The sequence below is a fragment of the Gluconobacter sp. R75690 genome (genome assembly GCF_015244525.1).
Lineage (GTDB): Bacteria > Pseudomonadota > Alphaproteobacteria > Acetobacterales > Acetobacteraceae > Gluconobacter > Gluconobacter potus.
On sequence record NZ_JABCQB010000004.1, the window covers coordinates 136,268 to 152,560 of the forward strand.

Sequence of the window (16,293 nt, forward strand, 5' to 3'; positions counted from 1 at the left end):
GTTCAGGCGCGTCCTGTGCTCAGAACGCGCACCAGATCCGCAAACGGAACTTCCTGCTGCTCACGGCTGGAAAGGTCACGAAGCTGCACGACATTCCGGGCGATTTCCTCATCGCCAAGAACGATCGCATGGGATGCACCGGACTTCACCACACGCTCCATACGCTTCTTCATGTTGCCACGGGTCTCGATTTCGGCGCGCAGACCCGCAGAGCGAAGACTGCGAGCAATAGACGCGGCTTTGAGCACAGCCTCGTCTCCCATTGGGACCAGCCCGATACCTGCCGGAAGTTCCGGGACGGAATCCAGCAGCATCGCCAGACGCTCAATCCCGCCAGCCCAGCCGATTGCCGGGATGGCCGGACCGCCCATCTGCTCCACGAGCCCTTCATACCGGCCACCGGCCAGCACCGTGCCCTGAGCGCCAAGCTTCGAGGTCACGAACTCGAACGCCGTGTGACTGTAGTAATCTAGGCCCCGGACGATGCGCGGGTTTTCAACGAAATCGACGCCGAACGCCTGAAGGCTGGAGCGCAATCCGTCCCAGAACTGCCGGGAGTCGTCGTTCAGATAGTCCGCAAATGCCGGAGCATCATCGAGCAGCTTGCGGTCCTGCTCGGACTTGCTGTCCAGAATCCGCAGTGGATTGGCTTCAAGCCGGACGCGGCTTTCTTCCGACAGCGCATCCGCATGATCGCGGAAATACGCCACCAGTGCCTCCCGCCAGGCCTGACGGCTGGCGAGATCGCCCAACGTGTTAAGCTCCAGCGTGACATGCTCGCCCAGACCCAGTTCACGCAGGATGTCCTGTGCCATGGCAATCGTTTCGGCGTCCCGCAGCGGGCTTTCCGCTCCGATCAGTTCGCCGCCGATCTGATGGAACTGACGGTAACGCCCCTTCTGCGGACGCTCGTAGCGGAACATCGGCCCGTGATAGAACACCTTCTGCGGCAGGGACTGCGTCAGGCCGTTCGTGACCAGCGCCCGGCAGATCGCCGCCGTCCCTTCGGGACGCAGGGTGATGCTCTCACCGCCGCGATCCTCGAACGTGTACATCTCCTTGGACACGACGTCGGACGTCTCGCCGAGCGTACGCGAAAAGACGCGCGTATCCTCGAAGATCGGTGTGCTCCATTCCTCGAAACCATAGGTCTGCAGCACTCGGCGGGCCGTCTCCACAACATGGTGGTGACGGCGCATGGTCTCGCCGATGAGGTCATGAGTGCCGCGTGGGGGCTGAAGTCCTGACATCAGTTGGCTGCCGGGTCCATCAGCTTGGCCGTTGCACCTTCTTCCTTGCTGGCCTCGATGTCAGACACCTTTTTTTCCACCAGTTCGACGATATGCTCGATCATGTCGCCAGCCGGCATCGTGTGATCCTGACGGCCTGCGGCATAGACCATATGACGGCCATTGCCGCCGCCGGTCACACCGATATCTGTCATCAGCGCTTCACCCGGACCATTCACCACGCAGCCGATGATGGACAGCGTCAGCGGCGTCTTGATGTGCTGCAGGCGGTCTTCCAGCGTCTGCACCGTCTCGACGACGTTGAAGCCCTGACGCGCACAGGACGGGCAGGAAATGATCTTCACGCCACGATGACGCAGACCGAGGGACTTGAGGATATCCCAGCCGACCAGCACTTCCTCTTCCGGAGCGGCGGAAAGCGAAACACGCATCGTGTCGCCCACGCCAGCCCAGAGCAGGTTGCCCAGACCGATGGAGGACTTCACGGTACCCGCACGCTTGGAGCCGGCTTCGGTGATGCCGATATGCAGCGGGTGGTCACAGCAATCCGCAAGCTGCTGATAGGCCGCAACCGCCATGAACACGTCAGAGGCCTTCACGCTGATCTTGAACTCATGGAAGTCGTGATCTTCAAGGATCTTCGCATGTTCCAGAGCGCTCTCGACCAGAGCTTCCGGGTTGGGCTCACCATACTTTTCGAGCAGGTGCTTTTCGAGCGAACCGGCATTCACGCCGATCCGGATGGAGCAGCCATAATCCTTGGCGGCGTTGACGACTTCACGCACGCGCTCGGCGCTGCCGATATTGCCCGGATTGATTCGCAGGCAGGCCGCACCGGCCTTGGCGGCTTCGATGGCGCGCTTGTAGTGGAAGTGGATATCCGCGACGATGGGGACGTTCACTTCATGCACGATCTCCGCCAGCGCAGCCGTGCTGGCCTCATCCGGGCAGGAGACGCGCACGATATCCACACCAGCCAGCTCGGCCAGGCGGATCTGGTCAATCGTGGCCTGCGCATCGGAGGTCAGGGTGTTGGTCATGGTCTGCACGGAGATCGGGGCATCACCACCGACCGCAACCTTGCCGACATGGATCTGGCGCGACTTGCGACGCTCGATGTGCTGATAGGGACGGTAGCTGCTCATGATTTACCTCTTCGTGCCCGGAAAGGACCGGGAGCTCTGACCCAGTGGGCTGTATTCAGGGGCACTGAGCCCCCCTGACGGATATAAGGGTTTAATGCGATGGCGACGATTGTTCCAGCGGCTGATGTTCAAGCTGCCGGGCATTGAGGTCATCGGCCGAGACTTCAGGTGCTGCCGGTGCCTTCCGGGGAACGGAAACAGGCGGTGCTCGGGGAGGCACGGGCGCGGGCACGACGGCCGATGGCGCAACGGCTGCTCCCGGTACGGGAACCGGCGCATTGGGCTGCACCGGAAGCGCGATCCCCGACCCGAATGCTCCGGAACGGATGGCATCGGCCGTCACCTCGACATTGCGGCGGACCTGCCCTTCTTTCCCCAGCGGCGCACTGGTTGCCCCGGCCGTGGTCAGAACGATACCGCCTGCATTGCCGAACGACATCCGGAACGGAGCGCCTGCGGGATCACCCTGCCAGCTTTCACCCGGCTGCATCACACGCGACATGAGAACATGCCCGTCCCGGTCTCTGACCTGCGTCCAGACGGGAGCCAGCGCCCGAAGCACAACGGCTCCCTCGGGCACAGCCGGCGGCAGATCCGTGGCAGGCTGGGCGATCGCTCCAGTCTGCTGCGAAGGTGCGGCCTCGCCTGCCGGAGACGTCTCTGAATCGTCATCCGAAGCCTGCGGAGCCACAGAGGGTGCAACCGTCGAGGGTGTGGATTGCGCAACTGAAGGCGCTGCGGGAACATCCGGAGCCGAAGCATTCTGCGTCGGAGCGGGCGCTGGCGTGGGGGGAACAGAGGACGCCGTCACGGGAGCCTGAGGCTCCGGCGTCGGAGCGCGTCCGGGCATCACAGATGCGACCTGTGGAGAGGTCATCGCAGGGGTCGCCGCCCCCGGCATCAGTTCCGCGACGGCCGGAACCTGCCTCTGGGCCGGGTTGTCATGCTCCGTAAAGCGGTACCAGCCCACATAGGCCGCGACCACAACCACAAGCCCTGCCCCGACCAGCACGCCGATCGGTAATCCGCGATCGCCTTCGGGCTGCGGAAAAACCAGTTCCGGCTTGCGGGTCACGGCACCGCGCGTGTCACGACGAAACCGCTCGACCAGCGCATCCGCATCAAGCTGCATGGCATGGGCATAGGTGCGGAGAAATCCCACTGCGTAAGCCACGCCAGGCAGTTTCGCCAGATCGTCCGCCTCAAGGGCCGCCAGAAGTTTCGGGCGGATTCGCAGCCATTCCGCGACATCTTCAAGCCGCCAGCCGAGCTCCTCGCGACGCACACGCAGCACCGTTCCGACACTTGGCTGATCGGAAGGTTGCGAAAACGGGCGGTTCGAGGACGGTGGGGACATGACCGGACAATCCGTTAGCTTGGCGCGTGGATGCGGGTTTCGCGCTGCCTGATGGCACCCACGGCCTGCTCAACCAGCGTTGCGATGATTTCGGCGACCGGACGGACTTCCTTGACCATGCCCACAGACTGACCAGCCATGACCGAACCCGTCTCCACGTCACCGTCGATGACGGCACGACGCAGGGCACCGGCCCAGTAATGCTCGATCGAGAGCTGGGCTTCTTCCTTGGTCAGCTCGCCGCTCTGGAACTTCCGGAGCGCTTCGCCCTGAAGGCGCGCGAAGTTCCGGCCACCTTCGTTTGACAGGCCCCGCACAGGGATGACCGGGAACAGCTCGTCGAGCTGCACGGTCGTGACCGCATCGCGGGCATTGGCGCGCAAAAAGGCCTTCTTGAAGTTTTCATGCGCGATGCTCTCTTCGGACGCTGCAAACAGCGTTCCAAGCTGCGCACCGGCCGCGCCCTGTTCCAGATAGGACAGGATCGCGTCACCACGGCCCAGCCCACCGGCAACAAACACGGGAACATCACGGATATGCGGCAGGATTTCCTGCGCCAGAACCGTCAGCGACACCGGGCCGACATGGCCGCCGGCTTCCGAGCCTTCGATCACAAGAGCTTCAATGCCCATGCGCACCAGACGCTTGCCCAGAGCCAGCGCGGGCGCAAAGCCGATCGCCCTCGCCCCGCCGTCACGTACCTTGCGGATCGTGGCGCTGTTCGGCACGCCGCCCGCAAGCACGATATGCGAAACATTATGCGCCAGACATACATCCACGAGCCGGTCGAGTTCGGGGTGCATGGTGATGAGGTTCACGCCGAACGGGCGCTTCGTCATCGCCTGCGTGGCGACAATTTCCTCTTCCAGACGCTCGGGCGACATCGCACCACAGGCGATGACACCGAATCCGCCGGCATTGGAAATCGCGGAAACCAGATGCCGCTCGCTGACCCAGGACATGGCCCCGCCGAGGATCGCGACTTCGCTCCCAAGGAAGTCACAGCCCGGCTTCCATAGCCGGTCCAGCGTCGCGCGGGCGCCCAGGGTCTCGCTCGGAGTCTCGCTCAGGGTTTCGCTCACGCGTCGGCTCCCTCTTTGGCATCAAGGCCATAAGCCGTGTGCAGCGCGCGCATGGCCAGTTCGGTATATTCGGAATCGATCAGGACGGAGATCTTGATCTCGCTCGTGGAGATGACCTGCACGTTGATGCCGCGATCAGCCAGCGTGCGGAACATCCGTGCGGCCAGACCAGCATTCGAGCGCATGCCGATACCCACGACACTGATCTTCACCACGTTATGGGACGTGATCAGCTCGCCATACTGGATATATTCACGTGCCTTCTCCAGCACGGCGCGGGCAGCCGCTTCGTCAGACTTGCTGACCGTGAAAGTCATGTTCGTCATGTTGTCCACACCAACGCTCTGGACAATCATGTCGACATTGATGTTCGCGGCTGCCAGCGGGTCGAAAATCGCAGCGGCGATGCCCGGACGGTCCGGAATGTTCCGCACGGAGATTTTCGCTTCGTCATGCGAGTTGGCAATCCCCGCAACCAGTTCCTTCTCCATGATCTCGTCCTCATCAACCACAATCGAACCGCTGTCGTCATCCGTCTCGGCGAACGATGACAGCACCCGCACCCGGACACCCTCGCGCATGGCGAGACCGACGCTGCGGGTCTGAAGTACCTTGGCGCCTACCGAAGCCAGTTCAAGCATCTCCTCATAGGTGATGCGATCCAGCTTCTTGGCGCGTTTTACGATGCGCGGATCGGTCGTGTAGATCCCGTCCACATCGGTATAGATATCACACTGATCGGCATCGATGGCAGCCGCGACGGCCACGGCGGACGTATCCGATCCTCCGCGTCCCAGCGTCGCGATGCGGCCATCGGGCCCGATACCCTGGAAGCCAGCCACAACGGGTACGACATCGTCATCCAGACAGGCCAGCAGCGCCGTACCATCCACACTCTCGATAGCGGCCTTGCCATGCGCGTTGTCCGTCACGAGCGGGATCTGCCAGCCCTGAAAGGACCGCGCCTTCACGCCAAGCGCCTGAAGCGCGATGGACACGAGCCCGCTCGTCACCTGCTCGCCGGCTGCGACAACGGCATCGTATTCCTTCGGATCGGCCAGCGGGTCCAGTTCGGCACAGTAACCGACCATCCGGTTCGTCACGCCCGCCATCGCGGAGACCACGACCGCCACACGGCGGCCGCGGTCATGTTCCGCTTTCACGCGTTTTGCAACGTTCCGGATGCGCTCGATATTCCCGACGGACGTGCCGCCGAATTTCATGACAACCGTCTTCCGTTTCCCGCTTTCGCCCTTGATGGCGGCATGGGGATCGGCACGACCGGAAAGCTGGTCGTGGACGGGAGTATCGGGCATGGACATCGCGGATAAGGCTCCAGTACGTGTCTGGCGTTGCGCGCTCGGGTCTGGCATCGGGTACGGCAAAGACATGCGAACCACCCGGCACCTGGACAGACTCTGCCGGTCCACATACTCGTCTCGCTCCGCCACGTCCAGATGACGTGCGGCAGACAGGCACACAGAAGGAGAATTCTGATGCCCACAGAAACATCCCCGGGACAGGATTCCAGACGCTCATCCGTATCGGAATCCGAGATCGCCCATTTCAGCGCCCTGGCCGAGGACTGGTGGAATCCGCGCGGCCCCATGGCCCCGCTGCACGCCATGAACCCGCTCCGCACCGAATGGGTCAGCCGTCATGTCGCCCCCTTGCGCAAGGCATCTTCCGGGCCTCTGAGCCTGCTCGATATCGGCTGCGGCGCGGGTCTGGCCAGCGAGGCCTATGCCAAACTCGGCTTCGACACACTCGGAATCGATGCCAGTGCGGCTGGCATCCGCGCGGCTGAAGCGCATCTGGCCGCCCATCCCCTGCCACCAGAGGCAGCATCCCTGTCCTATCGCAATGGCAGCGCGGAAGATCTCGTTGCGGAAGGCGCGCGCTTTGATGTCGTCAACGCCCTGGAAGTCATTGAGCACGTCAATGATCCACAGGACTTTCTGATCATGCTGGCCACGCTGACAAAACCGGGAGGTATGGTCGCTGTATCCACCCTGAACCGGACACCGCGTTCCTTTGCGGTCGCCAAGCTTGGCGCGGAATATCTGCTGCGGATATTGCCCGTGGGCACGCATGACTGGAAAAAGTTCATCAAGCCCGACGAACTCGCCGCCATGGCCCGTCGCGCAGGCCTGCGCATGCTGGACATCGCGGGGATGAGCTACGTCCCGTTCCAGTGGCGCGAAAGCCGCGATACCAGCATCAATTACATCGCGATTTTCCGCAAGGACTGAACAAAAAAGGGCGGTTGCAGAGCATTATCCCGCTGCAACCGCCCTTTTCGGATTGGCGCTCGATCAGACCTGCGTGTTCATGAACGCAAAGGTCGTCGGGCTGCCGACGGGGGTGAAATTGTTCGTAAAGGCAATTTCGCCCGTCTTCTTGTCCACCTTGAAAGAGGTCACGGCATCCGAGCGCTGATTGGCGCAGAACAGGAACGCGCCGGACGGATCGAACATCAGCGCGCGACCGTAATCCGCATGCATCCAGACCTCATCCTGAAGGGTCAGCGTCCCGTCCGCGCCGATCGCGAACACGGCCAGCGAATCACCCAGACGGTTGGAGACATAGACGAACTTGCCGCTGGCCGAGATCAGGATTTCCGCCGCAAGCGTCGAACCCCGGAAATGCGACGTGACCGTGCTGACGGTCTGGATATCGCTGATCGCGCCCGTTGCCGGGTCGAAATTGGAAACAACAACCTTCGAATCCTGCTCGCACAGATTGTACAGGATGCGGCCGGAATGATTGAACTGGAAGTGGCGTGGCGCCGACCCCGGTTCCATATCGTAATAGGGCGTCTTGGCCGGGATCAGCTTGCCGGTGTCAATGTTCAGCGTCCACACATAGACACGGTCCAGGCCCGCGTCATCCGCCAGCACGAACTTGCCGCTCGGGTCCGAATGGATCATGTGCGGGTGTGAACCCGAGTGATCGGATATGGCGAAATTGCCCTGCGGGTTGTCCGAAGCCCGCTCCGGCTGACGCGGTCCCGTATTGTGCACGACGTCCGATGCCTCACCCAGCGATCCGTCCGAGCGGATCGGCAGAACGGCAACGCAGCCACCAACATAGTTGGCGACCAGCACGTAGCGACCCGAATGGTGGATGCTCAGATGGGCCGGAACGGCACCTTTCGAGCTGACAACGTTCAGCTTGCGCAGCGAACCCGTCTTGGGATCGATCGCAAATGCCGTGACGGAGCCGTCCCCATCCTTGTTGAAATCGTCAATCTCGCTCAGCGCGTACAGGAAGCGCTGGTCCTTCGAAATCGCAAGGAAAGACGGGCTGGCGATATCCGTGAAGGTCGTGATCGGCGTCAGAACGCCCGTATCACGATCCATATCGAAAACGGAGATCCCCTGTCCGTTCCCGGTTCCACCTCCCGGTGGCCCATGTTTCGTATATCCGCCGACGAAACAGATCGTCTTTGCAACCGGCTTCGGCGGTGGCGGAGGCGTCGGAACTGCCTTTTCAGGGTCAGCGGCCCCGGCGACACCGGTGCCGGCCGCAGCAACGCCGGCAACCAGTCCGACCGCAAAACTACGGCGGGAAACAGGGTGGGACATGATGGATCTGCATTCCTTTCAATATGGCAGGGGAAAACGCCCGCTACCAGGAAAAGACGCATTCCCGACCCCGACACCGGTTTCCCGGCCACCGGTTCAGTGGGCGTCCTTCGGCAGTTTGCATTGCGGCCCCACGGGTGGACCGGCATAGCGGGTCCAGGTCTGGGTCTCTCCCAGAAGGGGCATTCCCAGAACGAATCCGCGCAGTTTCAGGACATTGGGTTCAGACACCCATATCCGCGCCTGATAGACCCGTCCGGTCCGCGGATCAAGAATATGACCCTGCCACTTGCGGTCCTCGATTGGGACAAAGTCTGTCAGCATGCGGATTCCGCACTGCGACCGCCCCCAGACATCCTTTGGAACAGCCCCGTCATAAGCCATGCCAATCAGCTGTCCGCAGAGCATGTGGCCACAGGGCTCAATGGAAAACAGACCGTCATGCTCCTCGGACAGCCACAGCCCTTCTTCAGGAATATCCGAAGGCGCCGCTCCTGTTGGAGCAGATGTCTGTGCCTGTGCCGGAACACAGGAAAGTGATGACACAGCCAGCAGGATAGCCGCGAAAAAGCCTGCTCCCCGCATTCAGACCTTGCCCAGCAGGGCATCAAGGCGCCCCGCACGATCAAGCGCCATCAGGTCATCGCAGCCCCCCAGACCCTTACCGTCCACAAATGTCTGCGGCACGGTGCGCCTGCCGGATCGGCGGATGGACTCCTCACGCTCCGCCGATCCGTGAGGCGCGTTGATTTCCTGAAACTCTATCCCCTTGGAGCGCAGCAGGCTGACGGCATGCACGCAGTAAGGACATCCAGGCTGGGTATAAATCTCGACTTTCGACATAGGATCCTCATTCCTGGACAAAGCGCGGGTTCTGTTCATCCACTCTCCCGGTCCGCGCTGCAACCAAAATATCCACGCTCGCCGCACCGGCCTTCATCAGTGCCGTCGTGCAGGCCGATGCCGTGGACCCTGTCGTCAGCACGTCATCCACGAGCAGGACGGCCTGCCCCTCTATCCGTGCCCCGCGTCCTTTTCTCACCTGAACCACATGTTCCATCTCGCGCTCGCGCTCCCCGGCAGACAGACGGGCCAGCGCGCGCGTGGAGCGGATACGCTGAAGAGCATCCACCACACAGGGCAGACCCGCAAGCCGTGAAACGCCCTGAGCCATCAGGGCAGCCTGATTGTAACGCCGTTTCCACAAACGCGTACGATACAGCGGAACGGGCACGACAAGTGTGACGTTCCCCAGCATGTCTTCAGCGACCGATGTCATCTGGCGGCCCAGAACGGCAGCATTTTCAGTATGATCGGAATATTTCAGTGGCAGGATCAGGCGCCGCGACCATGCGTCGTAAACGAAAGCCGCCCGCGCCGAACGCCAGACCGGCGGATGGGCCTGACAGGCCTCACAGCAGTTCTGAATACCGCCCAAGCCCTCGTTTTCCAGTGGAACACCGCATCGGTGACAGCTGGGAGAAACAATCCGGTGAGCAGCCTGGAAACATGTGCCGCAGAACGCGCCTTCCGTCATGACTTCCGTCCCGCAGGCCGCACAGGTCGGAGGCAGAAGCGTATCCAGAACAACGCGCGCGCTGCGGGTCAGAAGCCGTTTCACCCTGTGCGCGGTACCAGTTTGAACGTGATTCGGGATGCGTCGATCAGGACCTTGCCCTGATGCTGGAAATTGACGGTCACCCGCTCTCCCACAGCCGACTGGACCTGGCCCCAGCCCCATTCAGGATGATCGGGGTGCTGGACAATTTGCCCCGGTTCAAGAAAGGACTGAAAGGGCCCGGTCACTGACAGACCTGCCAGAAGACCGGAACCCGTTCCATGTCAGTGCCCTGCATTCTCGCCGGAGAAATCAGGCGCCTCGAGACCGGAGGCCTCAAGCTGTGCAGCCAACGCCGCCTTCAGACGGTCCAGCCCCGCTTCGTCACGCGCCTCGGCCCGGGCCACCAGAACGGCCTGTGTGTTGGAAGCCCGAAGCAGCCACCAGCCATCCGGCGTATTGACGCGGACACCGTCAATCTCGGACACATCCGCGCCCTCTTTCCGCAGACGTTCGGCCACTTCCGTGATGACCTCGAACTTGCGTTTGTCATCACAGTTGAAGCGCAACTCCGGCGTCGTAACCGTTACCGGCAGGCTGTCACGGAAATCCGAAAGCGGCCCCGGCAGACGCGAGACAATCCCCAGAACCCGCACGGCAGCATAAAGTGCATCGTCAAAGCCGTACCATTTATCGGCAAAGAAGATATGTCCGGACATCTCGCCCGCCAGCGGAGAGCCGGTTTCGGCCATCTTGGTCTTGATAAGCGAATGGCCGGTCTTCCACATCAGCGGCTGCCCACCGGCCTTTGCGATCTCGTCGAAGAGAATCTGGCTGGCTTTCACATCCGCGATGATCGTGGCACCCGGGTGACGGCTCAGAACATCCTGCGCCAGCAGAACCAACATCTGGTCGCCCCAGAAGATCTGGCCGCGATTGTCGACAATACCGATCCGGTCCGCGTCACCATCAAAGGCAATCCCCAGATCCGCCTGCTTTTCGTCCACAACGCGGATCAGGTCCTGAAGATTTTTCTCGACCGTCGGATCGGGATGATGGTTCGGGAAATGCCCGTCTATCTCTCCGAACAAAACCGTATGCTCGCCCGGAAGACGCTCGACCAGACGGTTAAGCACGGCGCCGGCTGCGGAATTACCATTGTCCCAGACGACCCGCAGTGGCCGGATCCCATCGTAATCCTGGACAAGCCGGTCAATATATCGGTCGGAAATATCAACCCTGACCGCAGTCCCACTCGTCGCAGGAAGAACATCGCCGGATGCGGACAGACGGCCCAGTTCGCGAATCTGGTCACCGTAAAACGGCTTGCCGCCCATCATCATCTTGAAGCCGTTGTAATCGGGTGGATTATGGCTCCCCGTGACCATGACGGCACCATCAGCCTCATCCGCCACGGAGGCGAAATAGAGCATGGGCGTCGGCCCACATCCGATCCGTGTCACGTCCGCACCGGATTCGACGGCGCCCCGGACCAGCGCCTCTTCCAGCGACGGCGAAGACAGACGGCCGTCATACCCGACCACAATCCGCTTCCCGCCAGCGCGGATCACCATGCTCGCGAATGTGCGACCAATGGCGAAGGCGTCGGCCGGATACAGCGTCTTTCCGACGATCCCGCGAATATCATATTCCCGCAGGCTCGTCGGATCAAAATCATGCCGGAATGGCATCAGGGCGCATCCACATACTGCTTGTACTTCTTGAGGAAGGCCTTCACGGACGCACCAAGATCCTCGCGATCGATCGAGAAGGCGATCTGGGCTTCGAGGAATCCGGCCTTATCGCCACAGTCGTAGCGCGTGCCTTCATAGCGCAGACCATGGAACGGCACTTCACCAATCGTCTTGGCCATCGCATCCGTCAGCTGAACTTCATTGCCCGCGCCACGCTCCAGCTTCGCCAGATACTTCATGACATCTGCTGTCAAAACATAGCGCCCGATGATGGACAGGTTCGAAGGGGCATCTTCCGGAGCCGGCTTCTCGACCAGTCCCTTGACCTCGACCAGCTTGCCGTTGTCACTGCCGACGTCGAGAATGCCATAACGGTTCGTATGCTCGGGCGGAACTTCCGTGACCGCCACGACATTGCCGCCGGTCTGATTATAGGCCTCGACCAGCTGACCGATGCAGCTGCGCCCCTTGACGATATCGTCCGGCAGCAGAATAGCGAACGGATCATCTCCGATGAACGAGCGCGCACACCAGATCGCATGCCCCAGGCCCAGCGGCTCCTGCTGGCGCACGGCCACGAGGGAGCCCGCTTCCACACTGCTGGGTGCAAGCGCTTCAAGTGCGCTCTTCTTGCCGCGCTCCTTGAGCGTTGCTTCAAGTTCATAGGCAATGTCGAAATAATCGATCAGGCTGTCTTTGCCACGACCGGTCACCAGACAGAATTCTTCGATCCCGGCTTCGCGGGCTTCATCGATCGCGTACTGGATCAGCGGCTTATCGACGACAGGAAGCATCTCCTTCGGCATGGCCTTGGTCGCAGGCAGGAACCGCGTTCCCAAACCGGCAACAGGAAGGACAGCTTTTTTCAGTGGCTTGATCACGAAACCTCACACATCAGCCGAAAATGACGCCCGACCGCCGAACCGGAAGTCCAGACGCTCTCAAGGACGCAATAAGGAATAACCCTGTCTCAGCAGTCTGGCAACAAAATGGTACAGACCGGAGAACAGCAAGGAAACGCATCAGTCCCCTGCGGGGTTTATTTTCATGATGTGTGATTTTTACTGGGATACACCGACATCTGAATGTCAGTGGTGCGGCCGAGAAGACTCGAACTTCCACGGGGTTGCCCCCACAAGCACCTCAAGCTTGCGCGTCTACCATTCCGCCACGGCCGCCCCGTGACAAACGGCCCTGCTTCGTGCATGACCGTCCGGTGTGGAAGGGGCTATAGCGGATGCCGAAAACGAGGGCAATGACCCGAAATGAGATTTGTGAAGAAATTTTGTGGAAGTCCTCGCCGGGACTGACACCCTATCCGGATGCTCTGGCCCTTATGGAAGGGCGCGCGCGCGCCATCCATGAAGGTGCGGCCACCCCACTGGTGTGGCTGGTCGAGCATCCCCCCGTCTTTACGGCAGGCACATCGGCGAAGGATGCCGATCTCTACAATCCCCATGGCTACCCGACCTATGCTGCCGGGCGCGGAGGACAGTGGACCTATCATGGACCGGGCCAGAGGCTGGGTTATGTCATGATGGATCTGACGAAGCCGAACGGCACCGTCCCGCCCCGCGACCTGCGCGCTTTTGTCGCGGGACTGGAAGGCTGGATGACCGACGCCCTTGCCCGGCTCGGCATCACAGCCTTTACCCGCGAGGGCCGGATCGGCGTCTGGACGATCGATCCCCTCACGGGCCTGGAAGCCAAGATCGGGGCGTTGGGCATCCGCGTCAGCCGCTGGGTCAGCTGGCATGGCGTTTCGATCAATGTCAGTCCCGATCTGACCGATTTCGATGGAATCGTGCCCTGCGGCATCCGCGAATTCGGCGTCACCAGTCTCCAGCGATTCGACAGCAGCCTGACGATGGCAGATCTCGATGACGCCCTCGCTGCCGCATGGCCAGGGCGGTTCGGCTCTATCCCGCGGGCGGAGTAAATGCGGACGGGGCGATGGCCACACCCTGCTGCACAGCGGAAAGCTCCACCCCGAAATGATGCTGTCGGGCATCCACGCCCTGCAACCCGATCAAACCGAGCTGACCGTTAACGTCCGAAAACTGGATCGTCAGCAGCCCCTGGGACGGATTATCCGCCTGCGCGACTGAAATCTGCAGCGATCCGTCCCCATGTCGCACATCCGTAACCTGTACGTCGCCGTCGAACCGGATCGGATATTTCAACAGCAGGCCGAGCGGATTGTGCCGCAGCGACAGATGCGTGACGGCGCCCGTCGCCCGGTCGTCGAGCACGAGGTGCCCGTCCCCCGCGACGAGTTCCATCGGATGCGGCACCACATAATCCAGCCTCAGATGCCCCGGAATATAAGAGAAACGCCCCGCGCTTTCCCCGGCATCCGGCCCATGTTGCAGGAAGGCGGCCTGCAGTCCCTGAACACCGTTCAGATAGGCCTCGATACGATGCACGTCATCCTGCTCGGCCGCAGGCAGGTGGCCATAGCCTCCCGTCGCACAGCCTGACAGCAGAAGGAGTGCCAGCAGAGCACGTTTCATGGGGTTTTCTTTCCATGCAGGACCAGGGACAGCGCATGCAGTCCGGAGCTGAATTCCTCGGCCAGCAGACCATTGACCAGCCGATGGCGTGCCACCCGGTTCAGTCCGTCAAACCGCGCACTTGTGATGGCGACATTGAAATGCGTCTCCCCACCGCCCCCAAGAGCTTTCGCCCCGGCATGATGGGCATGACGGGCACTGTCATCCTGGATCTCGAGCGTCGTGGGCGACAGTTCCTGTCGAAGGATCGCCTCGATCCGTTCCCGTCGGGTGGAGTGCGGCGCGGAAGAGCGTGAAGCTGTTTCAGACATGATGAAAATCGTCCGGCTGGAGGAATGGCCGCTTGCATCGTGCGGCTGTGATTGCCCATATCAGACACCATGCAGCGCAAATCCACCAGACACCGGGCCTTCGATCCCGATCCTGACGCGCCGGAACAGGTCTGCGACCATCCGGGCTGCAACGAACCTGCGGGCTACCGTGCGCCGCGCGGGCGTGACGCCCTGCGCTCGTATTTCTGGTTCTGCCTTGAGCATGTCCGCGAATACAATTCCCGCTGGGACTTCTATCGCGGCATGACGCCGGGCCAGATCGAAGCGCATCTGCGGGCTGACGTCTCATGGCAGCGTCCGTCCTGGAAGCTCGGTACCGGCACGGCCAACAAGGCGGAGTTCAACGAGGACGACATCCTCGACCCGCTCGACATTCTTGGCGCGACCCGTCACAGCCGGGCCGAGCGGGCGAAAGATGCGGCCCGCCAGCGCGCATCCGCCCAGGCCGCCGGAATCCCCGAGCCCCTGCGCCAGCCTCTTGCGACCCTGGACCTGACATGGCCCGTCTCTTTCGATGACGTGAAAACCCGCTACCGGGTCCTCGCCCGCCAGCATCATCCCGATGCCAATATCGGCGATGCGAAATCCGAAGAGCGTTTCAAAGCCATCGGCTCGGCCTATGCCGTTCTGAAAGTCCATTTCACCCGGCAGGATGATTTCGTTTCCTGAATTTTTAGACTGGAACACAGGACGCCGAGGCTCCATCTTCTCCAGAACGTCCTGATCCAAGACCCAGAGAAAGCCCAAGAGTCCCATGAGTGATTTCGCGACGATTGACACCCCGGAAGCCGTGACCACCGCTGAAAATGCCGCGGTCCCGACCAGCGTTCTCGGCGCTCCCGATCTCATGGTCTCCTCGGCAGAAGTCTTCGGCATCCGCACGGACATGCAGGTTCCGGCCTATTCCGTACGCACGGAACATGTTCCCGACATCGACCCGTCCTACAAGTTCGACGAGGACACCACCCGCGCCATTCTCGCGGGATTCGCCTTCAACCGGCGCGTCATGGTCCAGGGCTTCCACGGTACCGGCAAGTCCTCCCATATCGAGCAGATCGCCGCGCGCCTGAACTGGCCCTGCGTCCGGATCAATCTCGACAGCCATGTGTCGCGGATCGACCTGATCGGCAAGGACGCGATCGTCCTCAAGGACGGCAAGCAGATCACGGAATTCCGCGAAGGCCTGCTGCCTTGGTGCCTCCAGCATCCCTGCGCCCTGATCTTCGACGAATACGATGCCGGCCGCCCGGACGTGATGTTCGTTATCCAGCGCGTGCTGGAAGCCGAAGGGCATCTAACGCTTCTGGACCAGAACCGCGTTATCCGCCCGAACCCCGCTTTCCGCCTGTTCGCCACAGCTAACACGGTGGGTCTGGGCGACACGACCGGCCTGTATCATGGCACTCAGCAGATCAATCAGGGGCAGATGGACCGCTGGAACATCGTCGCCACCCTGAACTACCTGCCGCTGGAACAGGAAGTCGGCATCGTCACATCCAAGCTGAAGATCCCCGCAGAAGACAAGGACGCCACGACGCTGGTCGAGCGCATGGTTGCGCTGGCGAACCTCACGCGGTCCGGCTTCATGGCCGGCGACATCTCCACCGTCATGTCCCCGCGCGCCGTCATCGCCTGGGCCGAGAACAACCGCATCTTCAACGACGTGGCATTCTCTTTCCGCCTCACCTTCCTCAACAAATGCGATGAGGCCGAGCGCGGAATCGTGGCTGAATACTACCAGCGCTGCTTCAACGCCTCACCGCTGGCCTGATCCC

The 16,293-nt window shown here is 61.6% G+C and carries 18 protein-coding genes and 1 tRNA gene; 4 read left to right on the forward strand and 15 right to left on the reverse strand.

Features of this window, described 5'->3' with window-relative positions:
- Window positions 1–2 precede the first annotated feature (2 nt).
- The 5 genes from hisS to HKD27_RS06275 form a co-directional block, all read right to left on the reverse strand.
- A complete protein-coding gene (hisS, locus tag HKD27_RS06255; protein ID WP_194688920.1) occupies window positions 3–1,250 on the reverse strand; it encodes a histidine--tRNA ligase in 1,248 nt (415 codons plus the stop codon).
- Window positions 1,250–2,395 (reverse strand): flavodoxin-dependent (E)-4-hydroxy-3-methylbut-2-enyl-diphosphate synthase, encoded by a 1,146-nt coding sequence (gene ispG / locus HKD27_RS06260; RefSeq protein ID WP_194688921.1) that lies wholly within the window; start codon window positions 2,393–2,395, stop codon window positions 1,250–1,252. Before ispG ends, hisS begins: the two co-directional genes overlap by 1 nt.
- A 91-nt stretch (window positions 2,396–2,486) precedes the next feature.
- Window positions 2,487–3,752, reverse strand: coding sequence for a helix-turn-helix domain-containing protein (locus HKD27_RS06265; RefSeq protein ID WP_194688922.1), 1,266 nt, complete (start codon window positions 3,750–3,752; stop codon window positions 2,487–2,489).
- A 14-nt stretch (window positions 3,753–3,766) separates the two neighbouring features.
- Window positions 3,767–4,834: a nitronate monooxygenase gene (locus HKD27_RS06270; protein WP_194688923.1), complete on the reverse strand. Its 1,068-nt coding sequence runs from the start codon at window positions 4,832–4,834 to the stop codon at window positions 3,767–3,769.
- Window positions 4,831–6,156, reverse strand: coding sequence for an aspartate kinase (locus HKD27_RS06275; RefSeq protein ID WP_194688924.1), 1,326 nt, complete (start codon window positions 6,154–6,156; stop codon window positions 4,831–4,833). Before HKD27_RS06275 ends, HKD27_RS06270 begins: the two co-directional genes overlap by 4 nt.
- 174 nt (window positions 6,157–6,330) lie before the next feature.
- Here HKD27_RS06275 and ubiG point away from each other — a divergent pair, with 174 nt between their 5' ends.
- On the forward strand, window positions 6,331–7,086 hold the full coding sequence (ubiG, locus tag HKD27_RS06280) for a bifunctional 2-polyprenyl-6-hydroxyphenol methylase/3-demethylubiquinol 3-O-methyltransferase UbiG (protein WP_194688925.1): 756 nt from the start codon (window positions 6,331–6,333) through the stop codon (window positions 7,084–7,086).
- 63 nt (window positions 7,087–7,149) lie between these two features.
- On the opposite strand, the gene HKD27_RS06285 is transcribed toward ubiG, so the two are convergent.
- From HKD27_RS06285 to HKD27_RS06320, 8 genes are all read right to left on the reverse strand, one after another.
- On the reverse strand, window positions 7,150–8,421 hold the full coding sequence (locus tag HKD27_RS06285) for a lactonase family protein (protein WP_194688926.1): 1,272 nt from the start codon (window positions 8,419–8,421) through the stop codon (window positions 7,150–7,152).
- A 96-nt stretch (window positions 8,422–8,517) separates the two neighbouring features.
- Window positions 8,518–9,006, reverse strand: coding sequence for a DUF2147 domain-containing protein (locus tag HKD27_RS06290; RefSeq protein WP_194688927.1), 489 nt, complete (start codon window positions 9,004–9,006; stop codon window positions 8,518–8,520).
- Window positions 9,007–9,264 carry a glutaredoxin 3 gene (gene grxC / locus HKD27_RS06295; protein WP_011251643.1) on the reverse strand — a complete coding sequence of 86 codons (258 nt, stop codon included), beginning with the start codon at window positions 9,262–9,264 and terminating at the stop codon, window positions 9,007–9,009. It lies immediately after the preceding gene.
- Window positions 9,265–9,271: 7 nt separating this feature from the next.
- A complete protein-coding gene (locus HKD27_RS06300; RefSeq protein WP_370544244.1) occupies window positions 9,272–10,042 on the reverse strand; it encodes a double zinc ribbon domain-containing protein in 771 nt (256 codons plus the stop codon).
- Window positions 10,039–10,227 carry a DUF3553 domain-containing protein gene (locus tag HKD27_RS06305; RefSeq protein ID WP_194688928.1) on the reverse strand — a complete coding sequence of 63 codons (189 nt, stop codon included), beginning with the start codon at window positions 10,225–10,227 and terminating at the stop codon, window positions 10,039–10,041. The genes HKD27_RS06300 and HKD27_RS06305 overlap by 4 nt, the downstream gene beginning before the upstream one ends.
- Before the next feature lie 36 nt (window positions 10,228–10,263).
- Complete coding sequence (gene pgmG / locus HKD27_RS06310) at window positions 10,264–11,670, reverse strand: phosphoglucomutase/phosphomannomutase PgmG (RefSeq protein WP_194688929.1); 1,407 nt, start codon at window positions 11,668–11,670, stop codon at window positions 10,264–10,266.
- Entirely contained in the window at window positions 11,670–12,554 is an 885-nt protein-coding gene (gene galU / locus HKD27_RS06315) for a UTP--glucose-1-phosphate uridylyltransferase GalU (protein ID WP_194688930.1), read from the reverse strand. Before galU ends, pgmG begins: the two co-directional genes overlap by 1 nt.
- Window positions 12,555–12,765: 211 nt before the next feature.
- A tRNA-Leu gene (locus HKD27_RS06320) sits at window positions 12,766–12,851 on the reverse strand.
- 59 nt (window positions 12,852–12,910) lie between these two features.
- Here HKD27_RS06320 and lipB point away from each other — a divergent pair.
- A complete protein-coding gene (gene lipB, locus HKD27_RS06325) occupies window positions 12,911–13,612 on the forward strand; it encodes a lipoyl(octanoyl) transferase LipB (RefSeq protein WP_370544245.1) in 702 nt (233 codons plus the stop codon).
- Here lipB and HKD27_RS06330 read toward each other — a convergent pair.
- Together HKD27_RS06330 and HKD27_RS06335 are read right to left on the reverse strand one after the other, a co-directional pair.
- Complete coding sequence (locus HKD27_RS06330) at window positions 13,593–14,186, reverse strand: outer membrane lipoprotein carrier protein LolA (protein WP_194688932.1); 594 nt, start codon at window positions 14,184–14,186, stop codon at window positions 13,593–13,595. The genes lipB and HKD27_RS06330 overlap by 20 nt on opposite strands.
- Window positions 14,183–14,497, reverse strand: coding sequence for a BolA family transcriptional regulator (locus HKD27_RS06335; protein WP_194688933.1), 315 nt, complete (start codon window positions 14,495–14,497; stop codon window positions 14,183–14,185). Before HKD27_RS06335 ends, HKD27_RS06330 begins: the two co-directional genes overlap by 4 nt.
- Before the next feature lie 69 nt (window positions 14,498–14,566).
- Between HKD27_RS06335 and HKD27_RS06340 the strand changes: the two genes are divergently transcribed.
- Together HKD27_RS06340 and cobS are read left to right on the forward strand one after the other, a co-directional pair.
- Complete coding sequence (locus HKD27_RS06340) at window positions 14,567–15,187, forward strand: DnaJ domain-containing protein (RefSeq protein ID WP_062498081.1); 621 nt, start codon at window positions 14,567–14,569, stop codon at window positions 15,185–15,187.
- Window positions 15,188–15,272: 85 nt separating this feature from the next.
- Window positions 15,273–16,289 carry a cobaltochelatase subunit CobS gene (cobS, locus tag HKD27_RS06345; protein ID WP_011251651.1) on the forward strand — a complete coding sequence of 339 codons (1,017 nt, stop codon included), beginning with the start codon at window positions 15,273–15,275 and terminating at the stop codon, window positions 16,287–16,289.
- Window positions 16,290–16,293 lie beyond the last annotated feature (4 nt).

Coding starts and splice junctions, on each gene's coding strand:
- cobS (WP_011251651.1), top strand. CDS start 15,273: ATGAGTGATTTCGCGACGATTGACACCCCGGAAGCCGTGACCACCGCT.
- HKD27_RS06275 (WP_194688924.1), bottom strand. CDS start 6,156: ATGTCCATGCCCGATACTCCCGTCCACGACCAGCTTTCCGGTCGTGCC.
- HKD27_RS06265 (WP_194688922.1), bottom strand. CDS start 3,752: ATGTCCCCACCGTCCTCGAACCGCCCGTTTTCGCAACCTTCCGATCAG.
- pgmG (WP_194688929.1), bottom strand. CDS start 11,670: ATGCCATTCCGGCATGATTTTGATCCGACGAGCCTGCGGGAATATGAT.
- HKD27_RS06335 (WP_194688933.1), bottom strand. CDS start 14,497: ATGTCTGAAACAGCTTCACGCTCTTCCGCGCCGCACTCCACCCGACGG.
- HKD27_RS06285 (WP_194688926.1), bottom strand. CDS start 8,421: ATGTCCCACCCTGTTTCCCGCCGTAGTTTTGCGGTCGGACTGGTTGCC.
- HKD27_RS06290 (WP_194688927.1), bottom strand. CDS start 9,006: ATGCGGGGAGCAGGCTTTTTCGCGGCTATCCTGCTGGCTGTGTCATCA.
- grxC (WP_011251643.1), bottom strand. CDS start 9,264: ATGTCGAAAGTCGAGATTTATACCCAGCCTGGATGTCCTTACTGCGTG.
- ubiG (WP_194688925.1), top strand. CDS start 6,331: ATGCCCACAGAAACATCCCCGGGACAGGATTCCAGACGCTCATCCGTA.
- lipB (WP_370544245.1), top strand. CDS start 12,911: ATGCCGAAAACGAGGGCAATGACCCGAAATGAGATTTGTGAAGAAATT.
- HKD27_RS06340 (WP_062498081.1), top strand. CDS start 14,567: ATGCAGCGCAAATCCACCAGACACCGGGCCTTCGATCCCGATCCTGAC.
- HKD27_RS06330 (WP_194688932.1), bottom strand. CDS start 14,186: ATGAAACGTGCTCTGCTGGCACTCCTTCTGCTGTCAGGCTGTGCGACG.
- ispG (WP_194688921.1), bottom strand. CDS start 2,395: ATGAGCAGCTACCGTCCCTATCAGCACATCGAGCGTCGCAAGTCGCGC.
- hisS (WP_194688920.1), bottom strand. CDS start 1,250: ATGTCAGGACTTCAGCCCCCACGCGGCACTCATGACCTCATCGGCGAG.